The sequence below is a fragment of the Ralstonia sp. Ralssp110 genome (genome assembly GCF_047325135.1).
GTDB lineage: Bacteria > Pseudomonadota > Gammaproteobacteria > Burkholderiales > Burkholderiaceae > Ralstonia > Ralstonia mojiangensis.
This window is the reverse complement of record NZ_CP168610.1, coordinates 1,953,883-1,976,046: the sequence shown is the minus strand read 5'-3', so window position 1 is coordinate 1,976,046 and position 22,164 is coordinate 1,953,883. Positions and strand designations below refer to the sequence as shown.

Genomic DNA, 22,164 nt, shown 5'->3' with positions numbered 1-22,164 from the left:
TCATGCACGGCTGCGCTTCGCGCGCCAACCTCGGGTCGCTCGCTACGGATCGTGAACGATTTTTAAGCGACGCTTGGATCGCAACGGAAACGCCGGCTGGGGCAACCCGCCGGCGTTTTTCATTTGGCGCAGGGCCGGCCAAGCCGCGCGATAATGTCACGAAACCTTGCGGAGGCCGCTTTGCGCTTTGAACACCTGGTGGAAGTCAACGATCCACTGAACCCCCTCATCGACACGCTGACCCTGAACCAGATCTGGCAAGGCCTGGTACTGCGCGTGCGCGAGCAAACCGAATTTGTCGAAAGCCTGGACGAATGCATCATCACCGCTGAAGGTGACGGCTGGGTCGAGCGCGAACTTGTGTTCGGCAAGGCGCGCATCCAGGATCGCGTGACGCTCGAGCCGCACAAGCGCGTGACCTACACCACCGCAGCCACCGGCGAACACGCCGGCGGGTCGCTGACCATGACGATCGAGAGCAACGAGGTCAACGCCGCGTTCATCCGCTTCGTCTACGACACCACGTTGCCCAACGCCGACGAAACCGGCGACACGCGCTACGCCGAGATCGTCAAATCCGCCTATCGCGAATCCGACATCGACACCGTGCGCCGCATCCGGGAGATCGCCGCCACCGGCCGCCTCGGCTGACGTGTCCCGCCTGGCCGGCGCTGGAGGAGGCGCCGGCCAGGTTTTCGCTCCCCTGGTCGTCTCACACATCACTACAACGAGACCATGACGACATTCACGCCCACCCTGGAGGCCCTGCGCGCGCGTTACGGCGAGCGCTTCAAGTGGCTTGTGCTGTTCACGCTGATGGTGGGCGCGGTGTCGTCCGTCATCTCGGCCACCATCGTCAACGTGGCGATTCCCGATCTGAGCCGGCACTTTGTGCTCGGGCAGGAACGCGCGCAATGGGTGTCGGCCAGCTTCATGGTGGCGATGACCTTGTCGATGCTGCTGACGCCCTGGCTGCTGCTGCGTTTCGGGCTGCGGCGCACGTTCATTGGCGCGTTGCTGCTGCTGGGCGTGGGTGGGCTGGCGGGCGGTCTGTCGCCCAATTACGAAGTGATGATCGCCATGCGGGTCGTGGAGGGCATTGCAGCTGGCATCATGCAGCCGCTGCCCAACATCCTGATCCTGCGTGTGTTTCCCGAGCGGGAGCAGGGCAAGGCTTTCGGCCTGTTCGGTTTTGGCGTCGTGCTGGCGCCGGCCGTGGGCCCGAGCGTGGGTGGCTTCCTGGTGGAGCTGTTCGGCTGGCGCTCGATCTTCTTCGTGGTGATGCCGTTCACGCTGATCGGCTGGGCGATGGCGCGGCGCTTCATGGCTGTCAACTCGTCGATGGCGGGCGAGCCCAAACCGCTTGACTGGCGCGGCCTGCTGCTCATCGGCGGCGCGACGGTCACGCTGCTCAACGGGCTGGTCGCGCTGCACAGTGATGCGATGCACGGCATCGTGCTGATGCTCGTATCAGTCGTGTGTGTCGCGGGCTTCGTATTCTGGCAGCAGCGGGTGGAGTCGCCCTTGCTGAACCTGCGCCTCTTCAGCTACCGACAGTTTGCGATGGGGGCGGTGGTGGCCTTCATTTACGGGGCAGGGCTGTACGGTTCGACGTATCTGGTGCCCGTGTATATGCAGGTGGCGCTGGCCTATGCGCCGTCGCGCGCGGGGCTCGTGCTCTTGCCCGCAGGGCTGGTGCTGGCCGTGACGATCATGCTGGCGGGGCGGCTGACCAATCGCATCGAGCCGTTCCGGTTGGTCTCGTTCGGGCTGGCGGCGCTGGCGCTTTCGTTCTTCCTGATGGCAACCAACACGCGTGCCACCAGCTACCTGCTGTTGATTGCCATTGCCATCGTCGGACGGATCGGGCTCGGTTTCGTGCTGCCGTCGCTGAGCCTGGGTGCCATGCGCGGCGTCGATTTCACCTTGATCCCGCAAGGCTCCAGCGCCGTCAATTTCCTGCGTCAATTGGGCGGGGCGATCGGTGTGTCGGCCACGGGCATTTTTCTGCAATGGCGGCTCGCCGCGCGCGGTATCGAAACCGTGCATGGCGCTGCGGTCGACCCTGAGGCACGCATCCTGGCCTTCGACGAGACGTTCATCTTTCTCGGCACGCTGTGTGCACTGGCCGTGCTGGCTGCGTGGCGCATGCGCCGCCGAGAGCTGTCGTCCACCATTCCTGCAGCGCAATAAAAAACCGGGCGCGTAGCCCGGTTCTTCATTTGGCGATTCGACGCTCAGGTCGTTGCGCCGCTTTTCAGCTCTTCGACGAGGTCGATGTACTTTTGCTTGGCTTCGTCCTGCGACGTGCCCTTGAGGCCTTCCCACGCTTCAAATTTGTAGCGGCCGACGATGTCGGTAAAGCCCGGCTTGTCGCCATGCGCGTCACCTTCGGCGCCTTGCTTGTACAGCGCGTAGAGGCGCAGCAGCGTCATGTTGGCGGGGCGCTCGGAGAGGCCCTTGACATCGATTTGGGCTTGGTCGAAACGGGCTTGCAGGTCGCTCATGATGATTCCCGGCTGAAAACAATGGTCTGGCGATGATAGCGCCGGGGTTGTATGGCCGGGCCGTTTGAATTCGAGGATGGCTTCGGTTTTCCGGTCGATTTTTGGCGCGTTTTCCCCATGGGCGGCCACGGGTTTGCGCCTTCGGGCACCACACCAGCCGGTACAATGCCGCCATGCCCTGGATTCTTGCTTTCGACACCTCCACCGAGTTCTGCTCCGTCGCCCTTGGTGACGGCACGCGCACGCTGTTCCGTCATGAACACACCGGCCCGCGCTCCAGTAGCCGCGTGCTGCCGGCGGCTTCCGAATTGCTGGCCGAGGCGGGTATCGCCCTGGCCGATTGCGCGGCGATTGCCTTTGGCGCCGGCCCTGGTTCGTTCACCGGCCTGCGCACGGCGTGCGGCGTGGCGCAGGGTTTGGCGTTTGGTGCGGACTTGCCCGTCGTGCCAGTCAATTCCCTCGTCGCCTGCGCGGAACAGACGCGCGCAACATTGCCGGCCGGCACAGCCGTGACCATCGCCCTCGATGCGCGCATGGACGAGTGCTACTGGGCCAGCTTCGTGCCCGCTGATGCGGCGCAGGATGCCTCGGGCTGGCATGCGCTTTCCGCCATTCAGGTGAGTGCGCCGCAGAGCGTTGCCGCGCCGACGCAGCCTTACTGGCTGGCGGGCAATGCTGCTGCAGTGTTCGGCGATCAGTTGAGCATTGCGGCAGGTGCCGCCGCTGTGTTGCCGGAAGTCGCGCCGCACGCTCGCGAGATCATCGCCGTGGGTCTGCGCCTCTTGGCTGCCGGCCATACGGTGCGCCCCGAAGACGCGGCGCCGCTCTATGTGCGTGACAAGGTCGCGCTCACCATTGAAGAGCGGCAGGCTGTGCAGCAGGCCAAGGCTGCCGCCGCGGGTGCACAGCCATGAGCCTGATCGAGAACGCGCTGGCCGGTGTCATCGCGCAAGCGCCGTTGCCTGCGGGCTGGCGCGCCGAGCGCATGACCGCCCTCGATCTGGCGGGCGTCGCGGCGATCGAGCAGGCGGCGTTCACGTTTCCCTGGTCCCGCGGTAATTTTGAGGATTCGCTCAAGTCCGGCCACATCGGCATTGTTCTGCGTGACGGCGGCAACGAGGTCGCGGGCTACCTGATCCTCATGCCGGTGGTCGATGAGATGCACCTGCTCAATGTGACCGTTGCGCCGGCGTGGCAGCGGCAAGGGTTGGGCCGTTGGCTGCTGCGTCTGGCCACGGCACTCACGTTGGTGCATGGTTTCGGCAGCCTGCTGCTGGAAGTGCGCCCGTCCAATACCGGCGCGATTGCGCTGTATCACCGTATCGGGTTTGCCGAGATCGGCCGGCGCAAGCGCTATTACCCGGCCGAAAACAACACGCGCGAAGACGCGCTCGTCATGCGCATGGTGTGTGAGGCAAGCGGGGTGGAGGCTGCATGAATCGTCGATCCCGAATGCTGGAAGCGCTGGGCGTTTCGACCGAATGGACATTGCGCGGCGCTGAGCCAACTGCATTGGAGACGGTCGAAGCTGTCGAGGCCGTTGCAGAGCCGGCTGCCGTGGGGGCTGAAGCCCCCGTGTTTGCCGCTGTGGAACCTGCGGCTGCCCGAGTCGAGCCCCTTGTCATGGACGCACCGCCGGATTCGGCCGCCCCGCGCGCCAAACGCATCGCCGCATTCGATTGGGCGCAGCTAGAAGCCGCCGTTTCCAACTGCACATCGTGCAAGCTGTGCGAGCGCCGCACGAACACCGTTTTCGGTGTTGGCGATCGTCAGGCCGAATGGATGCTGATCGGTGAGGCGCCGGGCGAGCAGGAAGACAAGCAGGGCGAGCCGTTCGTCGGCCAGGCCGGCAAGTTGCTCGACAGCATGTTGCGATCGATCGGTCTGTCGCGCGAGAAGGGCGTTTTCATCGCCAACGTGCTCAAGTGCCGCCCGCCTGGCAATCGGGATCCGGAGCCGGACGAAGCGGCGATGTGCGATCCGTATCTCAAGCGTCAGATTGCGCTGGTCAAGCCGCGCATCATCGTTGTGCTGGGGCGCATTGCCGCGCAGAACCTGCTGCAGACGCAGACGCCTGTGGGCAAGCTGCGCGGTAAGGTGCATGAGGTGGAGGGCGTGCCCGTGGTGGTGACTTATCACCCGGCCTACCTGCTGCGCACGCTGACCGATAAGGCGCGTGCATGGGAAGACCTCTGCCTGGCGCGCAACATCTACACAGAGCGCGGGGGCCAGTAGGTGCCGGCCCGCAGGGCGGGCACTGCGTCAGTGGTGCTTGTCTTCGCCGATGAGCGCGGCGGTGTGAAAGAGCTTTTCGTTGACGCGATGCCGGCGCATCACCAGCGCCATCGTCAGGCAGACGAAGATGCCGAACGATACGATCACCACGCCCACCGACACATTCAGCTTGATGAGCAGCGCGTACAGGCACAGCATCAGCAGCACAGACACATTCTCGTTGAAGTTCTGCACCGCAATCGAGTGTCCGGCTGAGAGCAACACGTGCCCGCGGTGCTGCAGCAGCGCGTTCATTGGCACCACGAAAAAGCCCGACATGGCGCCCACGATCATCAGGAACAGGTAGGCGATCATCATGTACAGCGGCAGCTTCATGTTGCCGATGTGGAACGTGATTTCCGGGATCGTGTGCTTGGTATAGAACGCCATCAGCATGACGACCGCGCCCATCGCAACGCCCACCGGCAGCACGTCGAGTGAGCGGCGCAGCGGGATTTTGACTGCCGCAGCCATGGCCCCGGCGGCCACCCCCACGGCCACGACGGCCTGCAGGATGGCGCCTTGCGAGAGGTTCAGTTCCAGCGATTGCTCAGCCCACTTCAGCACGATGAATTGCAGCGTGGCGCCGGCACCCCAGAACAGCGTCGTCACTGCCAGGGAGATCTGGCCCAGCTTGTCGTGCCACAGGGCATTGAAGCAGTCCGCAAACTCCGAAATGAGACGTACCGGATTCTTTTCCTGCTGCGGATAACGCGCGCCGGTATCGGGAATGCGCGTGTTGAACAGCGCCGCGATCAGGTAGATCACCATGATCACGAGCATGGCCGCCTCGGCCGGGGTGTCGATGCGCTCGAGCCCGGGGATGTCGAACGACAGCAGCCAGGCCGACACGTGATTGGAAATCAGCGCCCCACCGAGCACGGTGCCCAGGATGATGGAGCCGACGGTCAGGCCTTCGATCCAGCCATTGGCGGCGACAAGTTTTTCAGGGGGAAGCAGTTCGGTCAGGATGCCGTACTTGGCCGGCGAATACGCCGCCGCACCGAAGCCGACCACGCCATAGGCAAGCAACGGGTGCAGACCGGTAAGCATCACGCCACAACCGACCAGCTTGATGGCATTGGTGATCAGCATCACCTTGCCCTTGGGCCGGGAATCGGCGAATGCGCCCACGAAGGCGGCAAGTAGAACGTAAGAGAGTACGAAGAACAACTTGAGCAGCGGGGTCATCCACTGCGGCGCATGCATCTCTGTCAGAAGGGCGATGGCGGCAATAAGCAGCGCATTGTCGGCGAGCGACGAAAAAAACTGCGCCGCCATGATGGTGTAAAAGCCCTTCTTCATACCTTCGAATTCGTCCCCGTAGACCGCGGTGCCATGTTCGTCTTCACGTCTTGCCGGCAGCGTGCCGGCACACGGAAGCGCCCCCCGGAAGTGCCGGCCGAGCGATGCGTCGGCTGACCGGCCGCGCAGCGCACAGGTGCGCGGCCGCGGCCTTGAAGCCAGCGCCCGTGCGGGCTCCCCGGATTGTGGTTCCCTTGGACGGGGCCCGTCCGGTGCTGCAAGAGATGCATCGCCGGGCAACCGCGGGAATCTTTCACTGACAGGCGTTCGGGCCATGCGTTCCGCCCGCAGCTTGTTTTGGTCTCGCCTGTTTGCATGGTCAAACCAGATGTGACGTCGCCGCGCAAAAAGAAGTGGCTGGTGCCCAACTTTCTCCATGCCGGCAGCGCATCACGACGGTTTTCCCATGCCTAAATTGAACGGCTTTATATCACGAAACTTGTGCGCTTCCGGTGACGGCGGCGCACTTTCTTTTTTGGCACGCTCATGACAGGCGCGAACCAGTTGGCGTCCTGTGGTCAAATAGAACGCTCACCGCGTGAGGCCGGGCGCACGGCCCGCTCACAGCCTATTTGCCTGTTGCATTGCAGCACCGACGCCGCGCCACGAGCGCGCCATCGCATTCACGTTTTGCAGGTTTGCCGTCATGCCAAGACCCATCCAGGCCGTCATCCACGGCCCAGCACTTGCCAATAATCTCCAGGTTGCCCGCCGCCATGCGCCCAATTCGCGCGTGTGGGCTGTCGTCAAAGCCAACGCTTACGGCCACGGCATCGAACGCGTGTATGAAGGCTTGCGCCAGACCGATGGTTTCGGTCTGCTCGACCTGGACGAGGCCGTCCGCCTGCGCCAACTTGGGTGGCAGGGGCCGGTTCTCTTGCTCGAAGGTTTTTTCAAGCCGGAAGATCTGGCCATCGTCGAGCAGTACCGCCTGACCACCACCGTTCACTGCGAAGAGCAACTGCGCATGCTGGAACTGGCGCGTCTGAAAGGCCCCATCAGCGTGCAGCTCAAGATCAATACGGGCATGAGCCGCCTGGGCTTCGCGCCCGCCGCCTACCGCGCCGCATGGGAACGCGCCCGTGCCATTTCGGGCGTCGGCACAATCGTCCACATGACGCATTTTTCCGATGCCGACGGCCCGCGCGGCATTGAGCATCAGCTCACCGCGTTTGAACAGGCCACGCATGGTTTGCCGGGCGAGGCGTCGCTTTCCAACTCAGCGGCCACGCTGTGGCATCCGAAGGCGCACCGCGACTGGGTGCGCCCGGGCGTGATCATGTACGGCGCGTCGCCGACGGGCGTGGCGGCGGACATTGATGGCACCGGCCTGATGCCCGCCATGTCGCTCAAGAGCGAGCTGATCGCCATTCAGGATCTGCAGCCGGGCGCAACGATTGGCTACGGCTCCCGCTTTACCGTGGAGCATCCGATGCGCATCGGCATCGTCGCGTGCGGTTATGCCGACGGTTACCCGCGCCATGCGCCGGGCTGGGACGGCAACCATACGCCGGTGCTGGTCGATGGCGCACGCACGCACATCGTGGGCCGCGTGTCGATGGACATGATTACCGTTGACCTGACCGGCGTGCCCGAGGCGCGTGTCGGCACATCCGTCACGCTGTGGGGCGAAGGCTTGCCGATCGACGACGTCGCGCAGGCCTCCGGCACGGTTGGTTATGAGTTGATGTGTGCACTGGCGCCGCGCGTGCCCGTGTCGGTCGAACCGGTCAGCACGGCAGACGCCGGCGACCTGGGCAAGGCCGCTTGAGCGCGGCAACGTCAATACAAAAATCAAGCGGCTGCCGCCCACCCGCGGCGCCGTAAGCAGGGGGTTGTTTGGCCAAGAGCAAGACGGTCTATACGTGCACCGAGTGTGGGGGCACGGCGCCGAAATGGGCGGGGCAGTGCCCGAATTGCCAGCAGTGGAACACACTGGTAGAGACAGTCGCGCAGCCGACGTCCGGTGCCGGCGCGCGTTTCCAGTCGCTGGCATCGAGCGCAACGGTGCGCAAGCTGTCGGACATCGACGCGGTGGACGTGCCGCGCTTCTCCAGCGGCATCGACGAATTTGACCGCGTACTGGGCGGTGGCCTGGTCAGTGGCGGTGTGGTGCTGATCGGCGGTGATCCTGGCATCGGCAAATCGACGCTGTTGCTGCAGGCGTTGTCCAACCTGGCGGCCGATCGCCGGGTGCTGTATGTGAGCGGCGAAGAATCCGGCTCGCAGATCGCGCTGCGTGCGCGTCGCCTGGGCATCGAAAGCCCGAACCTCGCGCTGCTGGCAGAAATCCAGCTTGAGCGCATCCAGGCGACCATCGAGATGGAAAAGCCGGAAGTCGTCGTCATCGATTCGATCCAGACGCTGTATTCGGAGGCGCTGACTTCGGCGCCCGGCTCCGTGGCGCAGGTGCGCGAGTGCGCGGCGCAGCTGACGCGCATCGCCAAGCGGCTGGATGTGACCACCATTCTGGTCGGCCATGTGACCAAGGAAGGCGCGCTGGCGGGCCCTCGTGTGCTGGAACACATAGTTGATACGGTGCTGTATTTCGAGGGCGATACGCATTCGGCCTACCGGCTGGTGCGGGCGTTCAAGAACCGTTTCGGCGCCGTCAACGAACTGGGCGTGTTTGCGATGACGGAGCGCGGCCTGCGCGGCGTGGCGAATCCGTCGGCGCTGTTCCTGTCTCAGCACGAGCAGGTGGTGCCGGGCTCGTGCGTGCTGGTAACGCAGGAAGGCACGCGGCCACTGCTGGTGGAAATCCAGGCGCTAGTGGACACGGCCAACGTGCCGAATCCGCGCCGTCTTGCGGTGGGCCTGGAGCAGAACCGCCTGGCGATGTTGCTGGCGGTGCTGCACCGCCACGCCGGCATTGCGTGCTTTGACCAGGATGTGTTCCTGAACGCGGTGGGCGGCGTGAAGATTACTGAACCGGCGGCGGACTTGGCGGTGCTGCTGGCAATCCATTCGTCGATGCGCAACAAGGCGCTGCCGCGCGGGCTGGTGGTCTTTGGCGAGATCGGTCTTGCAGGAGAAATCCGCCCCACGCCGCGCGGCCAGGAGCGCCTGAAGGAAGCCGCCAAGCTGGGTTTTTCGATTGCCGTGATTCCGAAATCCAACGCCCCGAAGCAGGCAATCGACGGGCTGGAGGTCATTGCCGTCGAACGCATCGAGCAGGCCATCGACCGCGTGCGGGCGCTGGAAGCTTGATCGTTCAAAATTTCGCAACGGTATCGCGGGTGCCATTTGAAAATGCGCGTGCCGTTGCGGTGCGATAATCCGCCAACTTTTCTTTCCGATTCCTTTGAACTGACGCCGCCATGCAAGCCAACTCGCGCGCCTTTTTCCTGCTGATTGCCGTGATCTCCTTCGGGGTGGTCGGCTATGCGCTGTACCTGCAGCACGTTGAGGGGCTGCAGCCATGCCCGCTGTGCATCCTGCAGCGGTTTGCGTTCCTCGGCATCGGCGTGTTCTCGCTGCTGGCGGCGCTGTCGTCGGCCACGCGGCTGCTGTGGCATGGGCTGGGCATGCTGTCTGGCCTGGCCGGCCTGTGCGTCGCGGGGTATCACGTATCGCTGCTGCTGAACCCCAAGGCAACGTGCGGGATCGACCCGATCGAGAACTGGGTCAACGCGCTGCCGACTGCCAAATGGTTGCCGCAGGTGTTCGAAGCCGATGGCCTCTGCGTCGGGCCGATGCCGCCGGTGCTGGGCCTGTCGGTGCCGGTGTGGTCGCTGATCTGGCTGCTGATTCTTTCGCTGACGCTGGTGGTGGGGATGATCCGCCGCGAGCGCCGCTAAGCCGGAGCCGCAGATCATGCAACGCGTGCTGGTGAGTGCCTGCCTGCTGGGCCAACCGGTGCGCTATGACGGCGGCACGGTCGCTACCGAGGGCGGCATCCTGGCGCGCTGGCAGATGGAAGGGCGCATCGTGCCGATGTGCCCGGAGATGGCCGGCGGTTTGCCGGTGCCGCGTCTGCCTGCGGAAATTCACGGCGAAGGCGGTGGCCCTGCGGTCCTGCGCGGCGTGGCCCGTGTCGTCGAACACCACGGCCACGATGTCACCGAAGCGTTTCTCCAAGGCGCGCAACGCGCACTGGAAGCGGCGCAGGCGGCCGGCGTGCAAGTCGCCGTGCTTACCGAGCGCAGTCCGTCCTGCGGTTCTGCATTTCTCTACGACGGGACGTTTTCCAGCCAACTGCAGCAGGGCGAGGGCGTGACTGCGGCGCTGCTGCGCCAGCACGGCATCCGCGTATTCAGCCAGCATCAACTGGAAGAAGCCGTGCGCCTGCTCGATACGCTGGATCGTGCCGACTCGTCAGTCGGCAAACCTTAGCGGCAGGGCGAGCTGCACGGGCTCGCCGTTCTCCTTCACCACGCTGTTGCGCTCGACAAAGAGCGGATGTTGCAGGGCTTCTTCCATACGCAACACGGGCGTGACACAGCAATCGGCATCGGCAAAACGCGCTGTCCATTCGGCTTGCGTGGCGGTCAGGAAGAGCGCAGCCAGTTCATCGCGAATGGCCCGTGCCTCATCGCCGCCGACGCGTTGGCCAAGCGCCCAGTGCTGGTCTTTCCATGCGGGCTTGCTGATAACGTCGCACATCACCTGCCAGAACTTCAATTCGAGTGCACCGACGGCCATGAAGCGGTCGTCCGCCGTGCGATAGACGCCGTAGCACGGCACACCGCCATTGAGGAGGTCGCTGCCCGCTGGGCTGGCCTTGCCGCGTGTGCCGACGGCAAAGAACGCCATCAGGTTGTGCGCGAACACCGAATCCGTCATCGATACATCGACGTAGCGGCCGCGGCCGGTGGCGCGCGCATCGACCAGCGCGGCAAGGATGCCGACCACCGCCGTGAGCGCCCCGCCCAGCAGGTCGCCGATCTGCACGTTCGGGACGATGGGCATGCCGTCCGCGCTGGCGAGCTGATCGAGCATGCCCGCATAGCCGACGTAGTTGATGTCGTGCCCGGCGGCTTGCGCGAGGGGGCCGTCCTGGCCGTAGCCGCTGATCGAACACATGACGAGCGCGGGGTTGGCCGCACGCAGCGTGTCCCAGCCGACGCCGAGACGCGCCATGACGCCGGGGCGGAAGCTTTCGATCAGCACATCGGCGTGGCGCACGATTTCGATGAGGGCTTCGCGGTCTTCGGCGCGTTTCAGGTCGAGCCGCATTTCGGTCTTGCCGCGATTGAGCGAGCGGAAGAACAGGCTCGGGCGCTCGGCTGCGCGATCGGCGGAGGAGCGCATCATGTCGCGCGCGTAGTCGCCGGCGCCGGGGTCTTCGATCTTGATGACTTCTGCGCCGAGGTCGGCCAGGTGGCGTGTGGCGGCCGGGCCGGGCAGCAGGCGCGTGAGGTCGAGCACGCGCACGCCAGCCAGAGGCTGGTGCGTGGCGGTGTCCGGCGAGGGCGATGTCATCAACAGGTCTCCTTGGCCGGGCGCGCCAGCCTTAATTGATTTGTTCGAGTTGTTCGTGCAGCTCGAGCCAGCGCTCTTCGAGTTCGTCGAGTTCGGCGTTCAACTCCGCTTGGCGACGCAGGCTTTCCATCATGCGTGTTTTGTTGGCGTCTTCATACGCGGCGCCGTCGGCGAGGAAGGCTTCGAGTTCCGCCTTTTCCTTTTGCAGCGGCGCCATGCGTTTTTCGATCGCGTCGACGTTCTTTTGCAGCGGCTTGCGTAGCGCATTCAAGCGTTGACGTTCGGCGGCTTCTTCGCGCTTCTGGTCGCGGCGGTTGGTGGTCGGTGCCCCATCCGCATCGGCCGGAGCAGCCTGTGCGCTGGCGGCTGCGCGCTTGGCCGCGGCTTGTTTGAGTAGCCAGTCGCGGTAGTCGTCCAGATCGCCATCGAACGGAGCGACGGTGCCCTGGCCGACAAGCAGGAACTGGTCGGTCGTGGCGCGCAGCAGATGCCGGTCGTGCGAGACGAGGATCAGCGTGCCGTCAAACTGGGCGAGCGCCATCGTGAGCGCTTCGCGCGTGTCGAGATCCAGGTGGTTGGTCGGCTCGTCGAGCAGCAGCAGGTTGGGGCGCTGCCAGACGATCAGGGCGAGCGCCAGGCGCGCCTTCTCGCCGCCCGAGAACGGCTCGATGGGCGAGGTCGCCATGTCGCCGCGGAAGTTGAAGCTGCCGAGAAAGTCGCGCAGTTCCTGCTCGCGTACGTCGGGTGCCAGCCGCGCCAGATGCAGCAGCGGCGAGGCGTGATCGTCCAACGTTTCGAGCTGGTGCTGGGCGAAGTAGCCGATCTGCAGCCCCTTGCCGCGCCGGATCGTGCCGGACAGCGGCGCCAGCGTTTCCGCCAGCGTTTTCACCAGCGTCGACTTGCCCTGGCCGTTGGCGCCCAGCAGGCCGATGCGCTGGCCGGTCTGGATCGAGAACGTCAGGTGTTTGAGGATGGTGATGGGCTCGTCAACGCTCGGGCCGGGATAGCCGCAATCGACGCCTTCAAACGTAAGCATCGGGTTGGGCGCCGCATCCGGCTCGCGGAATTCAAACGAGAAGCCCGCCGCCGCATGCACGGGCGCGAGACGCTCCATGCGCTCCAGCGCCTTGACGCGGCTCTGCGCCTGCTTGGCCTTGCTGGCCTTGGCCTTGAAGCGCGTGATGAACGATTCGAGATGCGCGATCTGTTTTTGCTGCCGCGCGTACGACGCTTCCTGCAGCGCCATCTGCTGCAGGCGTTGCGTCTCGAACTGCGTGTAGTTGCCGCCGTAGCGCTTGAGCTTCTGGTGCTCGATATGCAGCGTGACGTTGCAGACGCCGTCGAGGAATTCTCGATCGTGCGAAATCATCACCAGCGTGCCGGCGTAGCGCGACAGCCAGTCTTCCAGCCAGACCACGGCGTCCAAATCCAGGTGGTTGGTCGGTTCGTCGAGCAGCAGCAGGTCGGATGGACACATCAGCGCCTGCGCCAGATTCAGACGCATGCGCCAGCCGCCGGAGAAGCTCGCCACCGGCTGCGTGGTCTGCGCCATCGTGAAACCGAGGCCGAGCAGCAGCGCCTGCGCGCGTGCCGGGGCGGTGTAGCCGTCGGCATCGGCGAAAGCGGTGTGGGCTTCGGCCTGCGCGTGGCCGTCGTGCGCGGCTTCGGCTGCGGCCAGGCGGCGTTCGATGTCGCGCAGGAGGGTGTCGCCGTCGAGTGTGTAGTCGAGCGCGCTGCGGTCCACTGCCGGCGTTTCCTGCGCCACGTGGGCGACCTGCCAGGTTGGCGGGATGGCGACTTCGCCGCCATCGGCATGCAGCTCGCCGCGCAGCATGGAAAACAGCGTGGATTTGCCGCTGCCGTTTACGCCGACAAGGCCGACCCGTTCACCGGGGTTGAGTGTGGCGGTGGCGTGGTCGAACAGCACCTTGGTGCCACGCTGGAGGACGAGGTCGTCGAATCGGATCACGAAAAACTGCGCTTGAAGGCAAATCGGAGAAGGGTGCGATTGTAGCGTGCTGCGTCGCACGATCCTGGCGCACCGCCGGCGTTTGGACTGGTGCATTGCACCGTGACGAGGCCACGCTCGCCCTCGATCCGTGCGCGGGCCTTCGACCTAGGGAAAACCATAAGTCCCTGTGAAAGTTTTTTTCTTTACATGGCCGATTCGTGAAAATACATTTACACAAAATTTTCACGGCCCAGGAACATGGCGAAATCCACCAGCAAGCGTACGGATGTGTCGAAAGGCGCATTTGCCGCAGATGCGACGGTCTCCGAGCGCATTGGAGCGGCCCTGGCCACGCTCACGCCCGCGCACCAGCGCATGGCGGAATACGTGCTGGCGAATCCGTTCCGCGCTGCCACCATGCGCATCGACGAGTTTGCCGCCGCGGTGGACATGTCGATTGCCACGGCCAACCGCTTTGCGCTGGCGCTGGGCTTTGACGGCTATCCGCAGTTCCGTGCCGGGCTGCTGCGCGGCTTCGAAGCGACGCTCGCGCCGGTAGAAAAGCTGCGCCACGAGCTGGCACGCCCCGCCACCAGCGCGGAGATCTTTGCCGCCTCGCTCAACGAAGACATCGCCAACCTCGACGCCACGCGCCGCATGCTCGACGCCGCGGCGTGCGAACGCGCGGTCGATGCCATCCTGGGCGCACAGCGCATCTACGTGATGGGCTTTGGCGCCAGCGGCTATCTGGCGGGTTTGCTGCGCCATGGGCTCGATCTGTACTGCGACACGGTGATCTCCGTTTCGCAGCCGGGCGGTGCATCGGATGCGGCGCGCCAGCTGCGCAAGATCGGGCCGAAGGATCTGCTGATCGCCATCGCTTTCCCGCGTTATGCGGCGGACACCATCACGCTGGCCAAGCAGGCCGGCAAGCAAGGCTGCCAGCTGCTGGCGCTGACCGACAGCCCCACATCGCCGCTCGCGCCGCTGGCCGACATTGCGTTGTATGCGCGGCCGGAGCGGCAGTTCTCCGCCACGTCCGACACGGCTGCCGTGGCGCTGTTCGAAGCGCTGTGCGGCGCGGTGGCGCATCGCTCGACGCATTCGCTGGAATCGGCCGAACGCCTGACTGAATTCGTGCTGCCGTGGCTGCATACCGCCCCGGCGCCGCGCGCCAACGACGCCGCGAACGCTTCCGGCACACCGACGACGACCCGGCGCAGCCGCAAACGCACCGCTGAAAACTGATTTACATCGAGCCACGCATGACTACGCCAATCCTCGCCATTCACGGCGGCGCCGGCACCATCACCCGTACGGCCATGAGTGCCGACAAGGAAGCCGCTTACCAGCAGGCGCTCAACGACATCCTGGCCGCAGGGCAGCGCATCCTCGTGGATGGCGGCAGCGCCCTGGATGCTGTGACCGAAGCCGTGCGCCTGCTCGAAGAGTGCCCGCTGTTCAACGCCGGCAAGGGCGCGGTGCTGACCAGCGCCGGCACGTACGAACTCGATGCGTCGATCATGGACGGCGCCACGCTGGCGGCCGGCGCAGTCACCTGCGTCAAGCGCCTGCGCAATCCCATCCTGGCTGCCCGCGCGGTGATGGAGCGCAGCGAACACGTGTTGTTCACCTCCGAAGGCGCCGAAGCTTTTGCGCAAGCGCAGGGCCTGGAGTTTGTCGAGCCGGATTACTACTACACCGAAGCGCGCTACGCCCAATGGCAGCGCGCCCGCCAGCAAGACGGCATGGCGCTGCTCGATCACGATGCCGCGTCGCTTATGGCCAAAGAGGCTGCACCCATCGACCCGGACAACAAGTTCGGCACCGTGGGCGCCGTGGCATGCGACGCGCAAGGGCGCCTGGCGGCTGCCACCTCCACGGGCGGCGTCACCAACAAGAAGGTCGGCCGGGTGGGCGATACGCCCATCGTTGGCGCCGGTTGCTTTGCGAACAACGTTGCGGCGGTGTCGTGCACCGGCACGGGCGAGATGTTCATCCGCGCCGTGGCTGCCTACGACGTTGCCGCGCAGATGGAATACGCCGGCAAGTCACTGGCCGATGCAACCGACGACGTGGTCATGCGCAAGCTGATGGCCATCAACGGCCGCGGCGGGCTGATTGCCGTGGACGCGCAAGGCAACGTCGCGTTGCCGTTCAACACAGAAGGGATGTACCGCGGGTTCGCACGCGGCGCGCAAGCGCCTGTTGTGTCGATCTATCGGTAAGAAGCCGAAGCCGCCAGGCAGGACAGCAGGAGATTTTTCGTGACAGCAACCAAACAGCCGAGTGCCAACAGCGTCATTGCGATGCCCGATCAGCGCATCGTGCAAGTGCAAGACCTGAGCGTGCGCTTTGCCACGTCTGAGCGCGTGGTCGACGCGGTGCGCAATCTGTCGTTCCACGTCGACCGGGGCGAGACGCTGGCCGTGGTGGGCGAATCGGGGTCGGGCAAGTCGGTGACGTCGCTGGCGCTGATGCGGCTGGTGGAACACGGCGGCGGCAAGATCAGCGGCGGGCGGATGCATCTGCGCCGCCGCAACGGCGAGGTGCTGGACCTGGCCAATGCCAGCCAGGCGGCCATGCGCGGCGTGCGCGGCGCCGACATCGCGATGATCTTCCAGGAGCCGATGACCTCGCTCAACCCGGTGTTCACCGTGGGCGAGCAGATTGCCGAATCGATCCGCCTGCACCAGGGCAAGTCCGCCAGCGAAGCCAAGGCCGAAGCGCTGCGCATGCTGGAGCTGGTGCGCATTCCGGAAGCGCGCAATGTGCTGGGGCGCTATCCGCACCAATTGTCGGGCGGTATGCGCCAGCGCGTGATGATTGCGATGGCGCTGTCATGCAAACCGTCGCTGCTGATTGCCGACGAGCCGACCACCGCGCTGGACGTGACTATCCAGGCGGAAATCCTGCAACTGATTCGCGCGCTGCAGCAGGAGCTGCACATGGCGGTCGTGTTCATCACGCATGACATGGGTGTGGTGGCGGAAGTGGCCGACCGCGTGCTCGTGATGTACAAGGGCGACCGCGTGGAAGAGGGCCCATCGGCTACCGTCTTCGCGCAGCCCGCGCATCCGTACACGCGTGCGCTGCTGTCAGCTGTGCCGCGCCTGGGCTCGATGCAAGGCACCGATGGCCCCGCGCGTTTTCCGCTGTTGCGGGTGGACGGCACGTCCGCCGCGGTGGATACGACGCCGCAACCGGCAGCGTCGCACGATGTGCAACCCATTTTGCGTGTGCGTGATCTCGTCACGCGCTTTGACGTGCCCACGGGCATCTTCGGCCGCGTCACGCGCCGGGTGCATGCGGTGGAGCAGGTCAGTTTTGATCTCTACCCTGGTGAGACGCTGGCGCTGGTCGGCGAATCGGGCTGCGGCAAGTCGACGACGGGACGGTCGCTCTTGCGTCTGGTGGAGTGCCAGAGTGGCAGCATCGAATTTGCCGGCCAGAACATCGGCGAGTTGAAGGGGCCCGCGCTCCAGACGCTTCGCCGAAACATCCAGTTCATCTTCCAGGACCCATTCGCCTCGCTGGACCCGCGCGTACCGGTCGGCTACTCCATCATGGAGCCGCTGCTGGTGCACAAGGTGGCCTCCGGCAAAGAGGCGCAGCAACGCGTGGAATGGCTGCTCGACAAGGTGGGCCTGCAGGCCGCGCATGCGTCGCGCTATCCGCACGAGTTCTCCGGCGGGCAGCGCCAGCGCATCTGCATTGCGCGCGCGCTGGCATTGAACCCGAAGGTGGTGATTGCCGACGAGTCGGTGTCCGCGCTGGACGTGTCGATCCAGGCGCAGATCGTCAACCTGATGCTCGACCTGCAGAAGGAGTTTGGCGTCGCGTTCCTGTTCATCTCGCACGACATGGCGGTGGTGGAGCGCATCAGCCATCGCGTGGCGGTGATGTATCTCGGCCAGATCGTCGAGATCGGCCCGCGCCGCGCAATCTTCGAAAACCCGCAGCATCCCTACACGAAGAAGCTGATGTCGGCCGTGCCGATTGCAGACCCGGCGCGCCGCCATCTGAAGCGAGAACTCTCCACGCACGAAATTCCCAGCCCGATCCGTGCCATTGGCGACATGCCGGTGGTGCAGCCGTTGGTGCAAGTGGCGCCAGACCACTTTGTTGCCCGCCATTCGATTGGCGGCGCGTATTGAAAGCAATGAAGAACGCAGTGAAGCAAAAAACTTCTTTGAGGAGGAAGGACATGTTCAATCGATTCTCTTTTGCCCCGCGCGCAGCCATGGTTGCCAGCGGCCTGGCGCTGGCGGCATTCACCATGCCGGCCTTTGCCGCCAAGGACGCCGTGATGGCGGTCTACTCGACCTTCACCACGATGGACCCGTACGACGCCAACGACACGCTGTCGTTCAGCGCCGCCAAGTCGTTCTATCAAGGGCTGTTCGGCTTCGACAAGGACATGAAGCTGGTCAACGTGCTGTGCGACAGCTACGAAGTCAGCAAGGATGGCCTGGTCTATACGTTCAAGCTGCACAAGGGCGTGAAGTTCCACGACGGCACCACGTTTGATGCCAACGCCGTCAAGGCCAACCTGGACCGCGTGACGGACCCGGCCAACAAGCTCAAGCGTTTCGTGCTGTTCAACCGCGTGGCCAAAACCGAAGTGGTTGACCCGTACACCGCACGCGTGACGCTCAAGGAGCCGTTCTCGCCGTTCATCAACGTGCTGGCCCACCCGTCGGCGGCCATGATTTCGCCCACGGCGCTCAAGAAGTACGGCAAGGACATCGCTTTCCATCCGGTTGGCACGGGCCCGTTTGAATTTGTCGAGTGGAAGCAGACCGATTACCTGAAGGGCAAGAAGTTCGACGGCTACTGGAAGCACGGCCTGCCGAAGGTCGACACCATCACCTGGAAGCCGGTGGTCGACAACAACACGCGCGCCACCATCATGCAGACGGGCGAGGCCGACTTCGCGTTCACGATTCCGTTCGAGCAGGCTGCGGTGCTCAAGAGCAGCCCGAAGGTTGACCTGATTGCAGCGCCGTCGATCATCCAGCGCTATGTCAGCTTCAACACCAAGGTGAAGCCGTTCGATAACCCCAAGGTGCGTCAGGCCATCAACTACGCCATTAATAAGGATGCGCTGACCAAGGTGGCGTTTGCGGGTTACGCCGTGCCGGCCGAAGGGGTGGTGCCGCCGGGCGTGGATTACTCCGTCAAGCTGGGCCCGTGGCCGTACAACCCGGCGAAGGCCAAAGAGTTGCTGAAGGAAGCCGGCTATCCGGACGGCTTCGAGACGCAACTGTGGTCGGCCTATAACCACACGACCGCACAAAAGATCATCCAGTTCGTGCAGCAGCAACTGGCGCAGGTCGGCATCAAGGCCTCGGTGCTGGCGCTGGAAGCCGGCCAACGCGTTGAGCGCGTGGAAAGCGTGCCGAAGCCGGAAGACGCCGGCGTGCGCATGTACTACGCAGGCTGGTCGTCGTCTACGGGTGAATCGGATTGGGCGCTGCGTCCGCTGCTGGCATCGGAAGCCATGCCGCCCAAGTCGTTCAACACGGCCTACTACAAGAACGAGCAGGTCGATGCCGACATCGCCGGCGCACTGCGCACGACCGATCGCGCTGAAAAGTCGAAGCTCTACACCGATGCTCAGAAGCGCATCTGGGAAGACGCACCGTGGGCCTTCCTGGTGACGGAGAAGATCGTCTACGCGCGCTCGAAGCGTCTGTCGGGTGCCTACGTGGCACCGGATGGTTCGTTCAGCTTCGACGACATCGACATCAAGCAATAAGTCTCATTGCCGTACCGGCCCGCGCACCTGTTGCGCGGGCCATTGAATTGCCGCCTGCGGTGGATTTGCCATGCTGAACTACTTCATTAAACGTGTGCTGGGCGTGATCCCGACACTGCTGATCGTGGCAGTGTTGGTGTTCCTGTTCGTGCACCTGTTGCCGGGCGACCCGGCGCGACTGGCTGCGGGCCCCGAAGCGGACCCGGCCACCGTCGAGCTGGTCCGTGCTGACCTCGGGCTTGATAAGCCGATGCACGAGCAGTTCGTGCGCTTCTTCGCCAACGCGCTGCGCGGCGAGTTCGGCAACTCGATCCGCACCAAGCGACCGGTGAGCGAAGAGATTGGCGAGCGCTTCTGGCCCACGCTCAACCTGACGATTGCCAGCATGGTCTGGGCGGTGATCTTCGGCATGGTGATCGGCATCACGTCTGCCGTATGGCGCAACAAGTGGCCGGACCGTCTGGGCATGACGCTCGCCGTGTCCGGCATCTCGTTCCCCGCATTCGCGCTGGGCATGCTGTTCATGGAAGTCTTCTCGGTGCAGCTCGGCTGGCTTCCGTCCATCGGTGCGGACACCTGGAAGCACTACGTCCTGCCGTCGCTCACGCTGGGCGCTGCGGTGGCCGCCGTGATGGCGCGCTTCACGCGTGCATCGTTTGTGGAAGTGCTGCAGGAAGATTTCGTGCGCACCGCCCGTGCCAAGGGTGTGCGCGAGACGGTAGTGGTCATCAAGCATTGCCTGCGCAATGCGATGATCCCGGTCGTGACGATGATGGGCCTGCAGTTCGGCTTTCTGCTGGGCGGCTCGATCGTCGTGGAGAAGGTGTTCAACTGGCCCGGCCTCGGGCGCCTGCTGGTGGATGCGGTGGAGATGCGCGACTACCCGGTCATCCAGGCCGAGGTGCTGCTGTTCTCGCTGGAGTTCATCCTGATCAACCTGGTGGTGGACATGCTGTACACCGTGATCAACCCGACCATCCGCTACAAGAAGTAAGGAGACGGCCATGACCCAGGTAACCAGTCCGGCCGTTGTGCCGCAAGCCGCCAGCGAACCTGTCCGCACCCCGTGGACCGAATTCTGGCGCAAGTTCCGCAAGCAGCATCTGGCGATGGGCGCCGGTGTGTTCGTGATCGCGCTGGCGGTGATCGCCATCCTCGCGCCGCACATCGTGCCGTTCGACCCGGAAAATTTTTTCGACTACGACGCGCTCAACGCGGGCCCGTCGGCGCAGCATTGGTTCGGCGTCGATTCGCTGGGCCGCGACATCTTCAGCCGCATCCTGATGGGCACGCGCATCTCGCTGGAAGCGGGCTTCGTGTCGGTCATCATCGGCGCCATCATAGGCACCATGCTGGGCCTGCTGGCCGGCTACTACGAAGGCTGGTGGGACCGCATCGTCATGCGCATTTCCGACGTGCTGTTCGCCTTCCCCGGCATTCTGCTGGCCATCGGCATCGTGGCCATCCTGGGCAACGGCATGATCAACGTGATCTTTGCCGTGGCGGTGTTCAGCATTCCGGCATTTGCGCGGCTGGTGCGCGGCAATACGCTCATGCTCAAGCACCTGACGTATGTGGAAGCCGCACGCAGCATCGGCGCATCCGACTGGACAATCATCATGCGGCACATCCTGCCGGGCACGATTTCGTCCATCGTCGTGTACTTCTCGATGCGGATCGGTACCTCGATCATCACCGCGGCGAGCCTCTCGTTCCTGGGCCTGGGCGCCCAGCCGCCCACACCGGAGTGGGGTGCGATGCTCAACGAGGCGCGCGCCGACATGGTGACCGCGCCGCATGTGGCCATCTTCCCGAGCCTGGCCATCTTCCTGACCGTGCTGGCATTCAACCTGCTGGGCGACGGCCTGCGCGATGCGCTGGATCCGAAGATCGATCGCCGCTGAGTTGGTTCGCATGTCTTTGAGCCTTCCGCACATTGGCGCTCTGCCGGCCGGCACACGCAACAGCATCACCGACGTGGCTGGCGTCGCCGTCGGCCACGCCACGATTGCCGGCGGCGACATCCAGACCGGCGTGACCGTGGTACGCCCGCACGCCGGCGACCCGTTCCTCGACAAAGTGCCGGCCGCCAGCGTCGTGCTCAACGGCTTCGGCAAGAGCATCGGCCTGGTGCAGGTGGAAGAGCTGGGCGTGCTGGAAACGCCGATTGCGCTGACCAACACGTTTGCCGTGGGCGCCGTGGCGCAGGCGCAGATCCGCCAGGCGGTTGCGGCCAACCCGCAGATCGGTCGCGCATGGTCGACCGTCAATCCGCTCGTCTTCGAATGCAACGACGGCTACCTGAACGACCTGCAAGCATTTGCTGTGCAGGATGTGCACTACGACGCGGCCTGCGCTGCGGCAGCCGAAACGTTCGAGCAGGGCGCGGTGGGGGCAGGGCGGGGGATGTCCTCGTTTGGCGTGAAAGGTGGTATCGGCTCGGCTTCGCGCGTGGTGACGCTCGCCGACGGCGCGCAGCGCACGGTCGGCGCGCTGGTGCTGTCCAACTTTGGTGTGACGGAAAACCTGACGCTTGCTGGGCGCCACGTCGGTGCGGCGCTAGCGAAAGCGCTGGCCGCCGGCACACCGGAGCCGGAGAAGGGCTCGATCATCATGCTGCTTGCCACCGACGCGCCGCTCGACGCGCGCCAGTTGCGCCGCCTCGCTTTGCGCGCGGGCGCCGGGCTGGCACGCACCGGCTCCGTCTTCGGCCATGGCAGCGGCGACATCGCGCTGGCATTTTCCACCGCATACACCGTACCGCACGAAGGCAGCCGCGCCATGCCGGCCGTCGCCATGACACACGAATCGCACCTCGACCCGCTGTTCCAGGCCGCCGCCGACAGCGTCGAACAAGCCATCGCGCACGCGCTGTTCCACGCGACGGCCGTCACCGGCCGCGACGGCAACACGCGCCGCGCACTGACCGAATTGCTCTGACC

Annotated in this window: 20 protein-coding genes; 16 read left to right on the top strand and 4 right to left on the bottom strand. The window is 64.7% G+C overall.

Annotated features, from left to right (window positions below; translation table 11 throughout):
- Positions 1-180: 180 nt before the first annotated feature.
- Both ACEN9T_RS18130 and ACEN9T_RS18125 read left to right on the top strand, forming a co-directional pair.
- Entirely contained in the window at positions 181-651 is a 471-nt protein-coding gene (locus ACEN9T_RS18130) for an SRPBCC family protein (RefSeq protein ID WP_024975835.1), read from the top strand.
- Positions 652-735: 84 nt separating this feature from the next.
- Positions 736-2,193 (top strand): DHA2 family efflux MFS transporter permease subunit, encoded by a 1,458-nt coding sequence (locus ACEN9T_RS18125; protein WP_413706683.1) that lies wholly within the window; start codon positions 736-738, stop codon positions 2,191-2,193.
- Positions 2,194-2,237: 44 nt separating this feature from the next.
- On the opposite strand, the gene ACEN9T_RS18120 is transcribed toward ACEN9T_RS18125, so the two are convergent.
- Positions 2,238-2,507: an acyl-CoA-binding protein gene (locus ACEN9T_RS18120; RefSeq protein ID WP_004626591.1), complete on the bottom strand. Its 270-nt coding sequence runs from the start codon at positions 2,505-2,507 to the stop codon at positions 2,238-2,240.
- Between the two features lie 173 nt (positions 2,508-2,680).
- On the opposite strand from ACEN9T_RS18120, the gene tsaB reads away from it, so the two are divergent.
- The 3 genes from tsaB to ACEN9T_RS18105 are packed head-to-tail and all read left to right on the top strand — an operon-like array spanning position 2,681 to position 4,742.
- Positions 2,681-3,421 (top strand): tRNA (adenosine(37)-N6)-threonylcarbamoyltransferase complex dimerization subunit type 1 TsaB, encoded by a 741-nt coding sequence (tsaB, locus tag ACEN9T_RS18115; RefSeq protein WP_413706682.1) that lies wholly within the window; start codon positions 2,681-2,683, stop codon positions 3,419-3,421.
- Positions 3,418-3,945 (top strand): ribosomal protein S18-alanine N-acetyltransferase, encoded by a 528-nt coding sequence (rimI, locus tag ACEN9T_RS18110; protein ID WP_092970612.1) that lies wholly within the window; start codon positions 3,418-3,420, stop codon positions 3,943-3,945. Before tsaB ends, rimI begins: the two co-directional genes overlap by 4 nt.
- Positions 3,942-4,742, top strand: coding sequence for a uracil-DNA glycosylase (locus ACEN9T_RS18105; RefSeq protein ID WP_413706681.1), 801 nt, complete (start codon positions 3,942-3,944; stop codon positions 4,740-4,742). The genes rimI and ACEN9T_RS18105 overlap by 4 nt, the downstream gene beginning before the upstream one ends.
- Before the next feature lie 27 nt (positions 4,743-4,769).
- Here the strand turns inward: ACEN9T_RS18105 and lplT are convergent, their stop codons facing one another.
- Positions 4,770-6,086: a lysophospholipid transporter LplT gene (lplT, locus tag ACEN9T_RS18100; RefSeq protein WP_092970608.1), complete on the bottom strand. Its 1,317-nt coding sequence runs from the start codon at positions 6,084-6,086 to the stop codon at positions 4,770-4,772.
- Positions 6,087-6,732: 646 nt separating this feature from the next.
- On the opposite strand from lplT, the gene alr reads away from it, so the two are divergent.
- The 4 genes from alr to ACEN9T_RS18080 all read left to right on the top strand — a co-directional run bounded on the left by alr (position 6,733) and on the right by ACEN9T_RS18080 (position 10,421).
- Positions 6,733-7,857, top strand: coding sequence for an alanine racemase (gene alr / locus ACEN9T_RS18095; protein WP_092970606.1), 1,125 nt, complete (start codon positions 6,733-6,735; stop codon positions 7,855-7,857).
- A gap of 68 nt (positions 7,858-7,925) precedes the next feature.
- Positions 7,926-9,296 carry a DNA repair protein RadA gene (gene radA, locus ACEN9T_RS18090; protein ID WP_413706680.1) on the top strand — a complete coding sequence of 457 codons (1,371 nt, stop codon included), beginning with the start codon at positions 7,926-7,928 and terminating at the stop codon, positions 9,294-9,296.
- A gap of 110 nt (positions 9,297-9,406) precedes the next feature.
- A complete protein-coding gene (locus tag ACEN9T_RS18085) occupies positions 9,407-9,886 on the top strand; it encodes a disulfide bond formation protein B (protein WP_012761867.1) in 480 nt (159 codons plus the stop codon).
- A 16-nt stretch (positions 9,887-9,902) separates the two neighbouring features.
- A complete protein-coding gene (locus ACEN9T_RS18080) occupies positions 9,903-10,421 on the top strand; it encodes a DUF523 domain-containing protein (RefSeq protein WP_413706679.1) in 519 nt (172 codons plus the stop codon).
- On the opposite strand, the gene ACEN9T_RS18075 is transcribed toward ACEN9T_RS18080, so the two are convergent.
- Both ACEN9T_RS18075 and ACEN9T_RS18070 read right to left on the bottom strand, forming a co-directional pair.
- A complete protein-coding gene (locus ACEN9T_RS18075; RefSeq protein ID WP_413706678.1) occupies positions 10,404-11,510 on the bottom strand; it encodes a CaiB/BaiF CoA transferase family protein in 1,107 nt (368 codons plus the stop codon). The two genes, ACEN9T_RS18080 and ACEN9T_RS18075, sit on opposite strands and share 18 nt — an antisense overlap.
- 31 nt (positions 11,511-11,541) lie before the next feature.
- On the bottom strand, positions 11,542-13,479 hold the full coding sequence (locus tag ACEN9T_RS18070; RefSeq protein WP_413706677.1) for an ATP-binding cassette domain-containing protein: 1,938 nt from the start codon (positions 13,477-13,479) through the stop codon (positions 11,542-11,544).
- A 240-nt stretch (positions 13,480-13,719) separates the two neighbouring features.
- On the opposite strand from ACEN9T_RS18070, the gene ACEN9T_RS18065 reads away from it, so the two are divergent.
- From ACEN9T_RS18065 to ACEN9T_RS18035, 7 genes are all read left to right on the top strand, one after another.
- Positions 13,720-14,709: a MurR/RpiR family transcriptional regulator gene (locus ACEN9T_RS18065; RefSeq protein WP_413706676.1), complete on the top strand. Its 990-nt coding sequence runs from the start codon at positions 13,720-13,722 to the stop codon at positions 14,707-14,709.
- Positions 14,710-14,726: 17 nt separating this feature from the next.
- The gene (locus ACEN9T_RS18060; protein ID WP_252692622.1) at positions 14,727-15,689 is read left to right on the top strand and encodes an isoaspartyl peptidase/L-asparaginase family protein; all 963 of its coding nucleotides are present in this window, start codon (positions 14,727-14,729) and stop codon (positions 15,687-15,689) included.
- A gap of 81 nt (positions 15,690-15,770) precedes the next feature.
- Positions 15,771-17,618, top strand: coding sequence for a dipeptide ABC transporter ATP-binding protein (locus ACEN9T_RS18055; protein ID WP_413708476.1), 1,848 nt, complete (start codon positions 15,771-15,773; stop codon positions 17,616-17,618).
- A gap of 50 nt (positions 17,619-17,668) precedes the next feature.
- Complete coding sequence (gene gsiB, locus ACEN9T_RS18050) at positions 17,669-19,222, top strand: glutathione ABC transporter substrate-binding protein GsiB (protein WP_413706675.1); 1,554 nt, start codon at positions 17,669-17,671, stop codon at positions 19,220-19,222.
- Positions 19,223-19,292: 70 nt separating this feature from the next.
- Positions 19,293-20,216: a glutathione ABC transporter permease GsiC gene (gene gsiC / locus ACEN9T_RS18045; RefSeq protein ID WP_092970588.1), complete on the top strand. Its 924-nt coding sequence runs from the start codon at positions 19,293-19,295 to the stop codon at positions 20,214-20,216.
- A gap of 10 nt (positions 20,217-20,226) precedes the next feature.
- Complete coding sequence (gsiD, locus tag ACEN9T_RS18040; RefSeq protein ID WP_413706674.1) at positions 20,227-21,126, top strand: glutathione ABC transporter permease GsiD; 900 nt, start codon at positions 20,227-20,229, stop codon at positions 21,124-21,126.
- Between the two features lie 10 nt (positions 21,127-21,136).
- Positions 21,137-22,162: a P1 family peptidase gene (locus ACEN9T_RS18035; protein WP_413706673.1), complete on the top strand. Its 1,026-nt coding sequence runs from the start codon at positions 21,137-21,139 to the stop codon at positions 22,160-22,162.
- Positions 22,163-22,164: the final 2 nt, after the last annotated feature.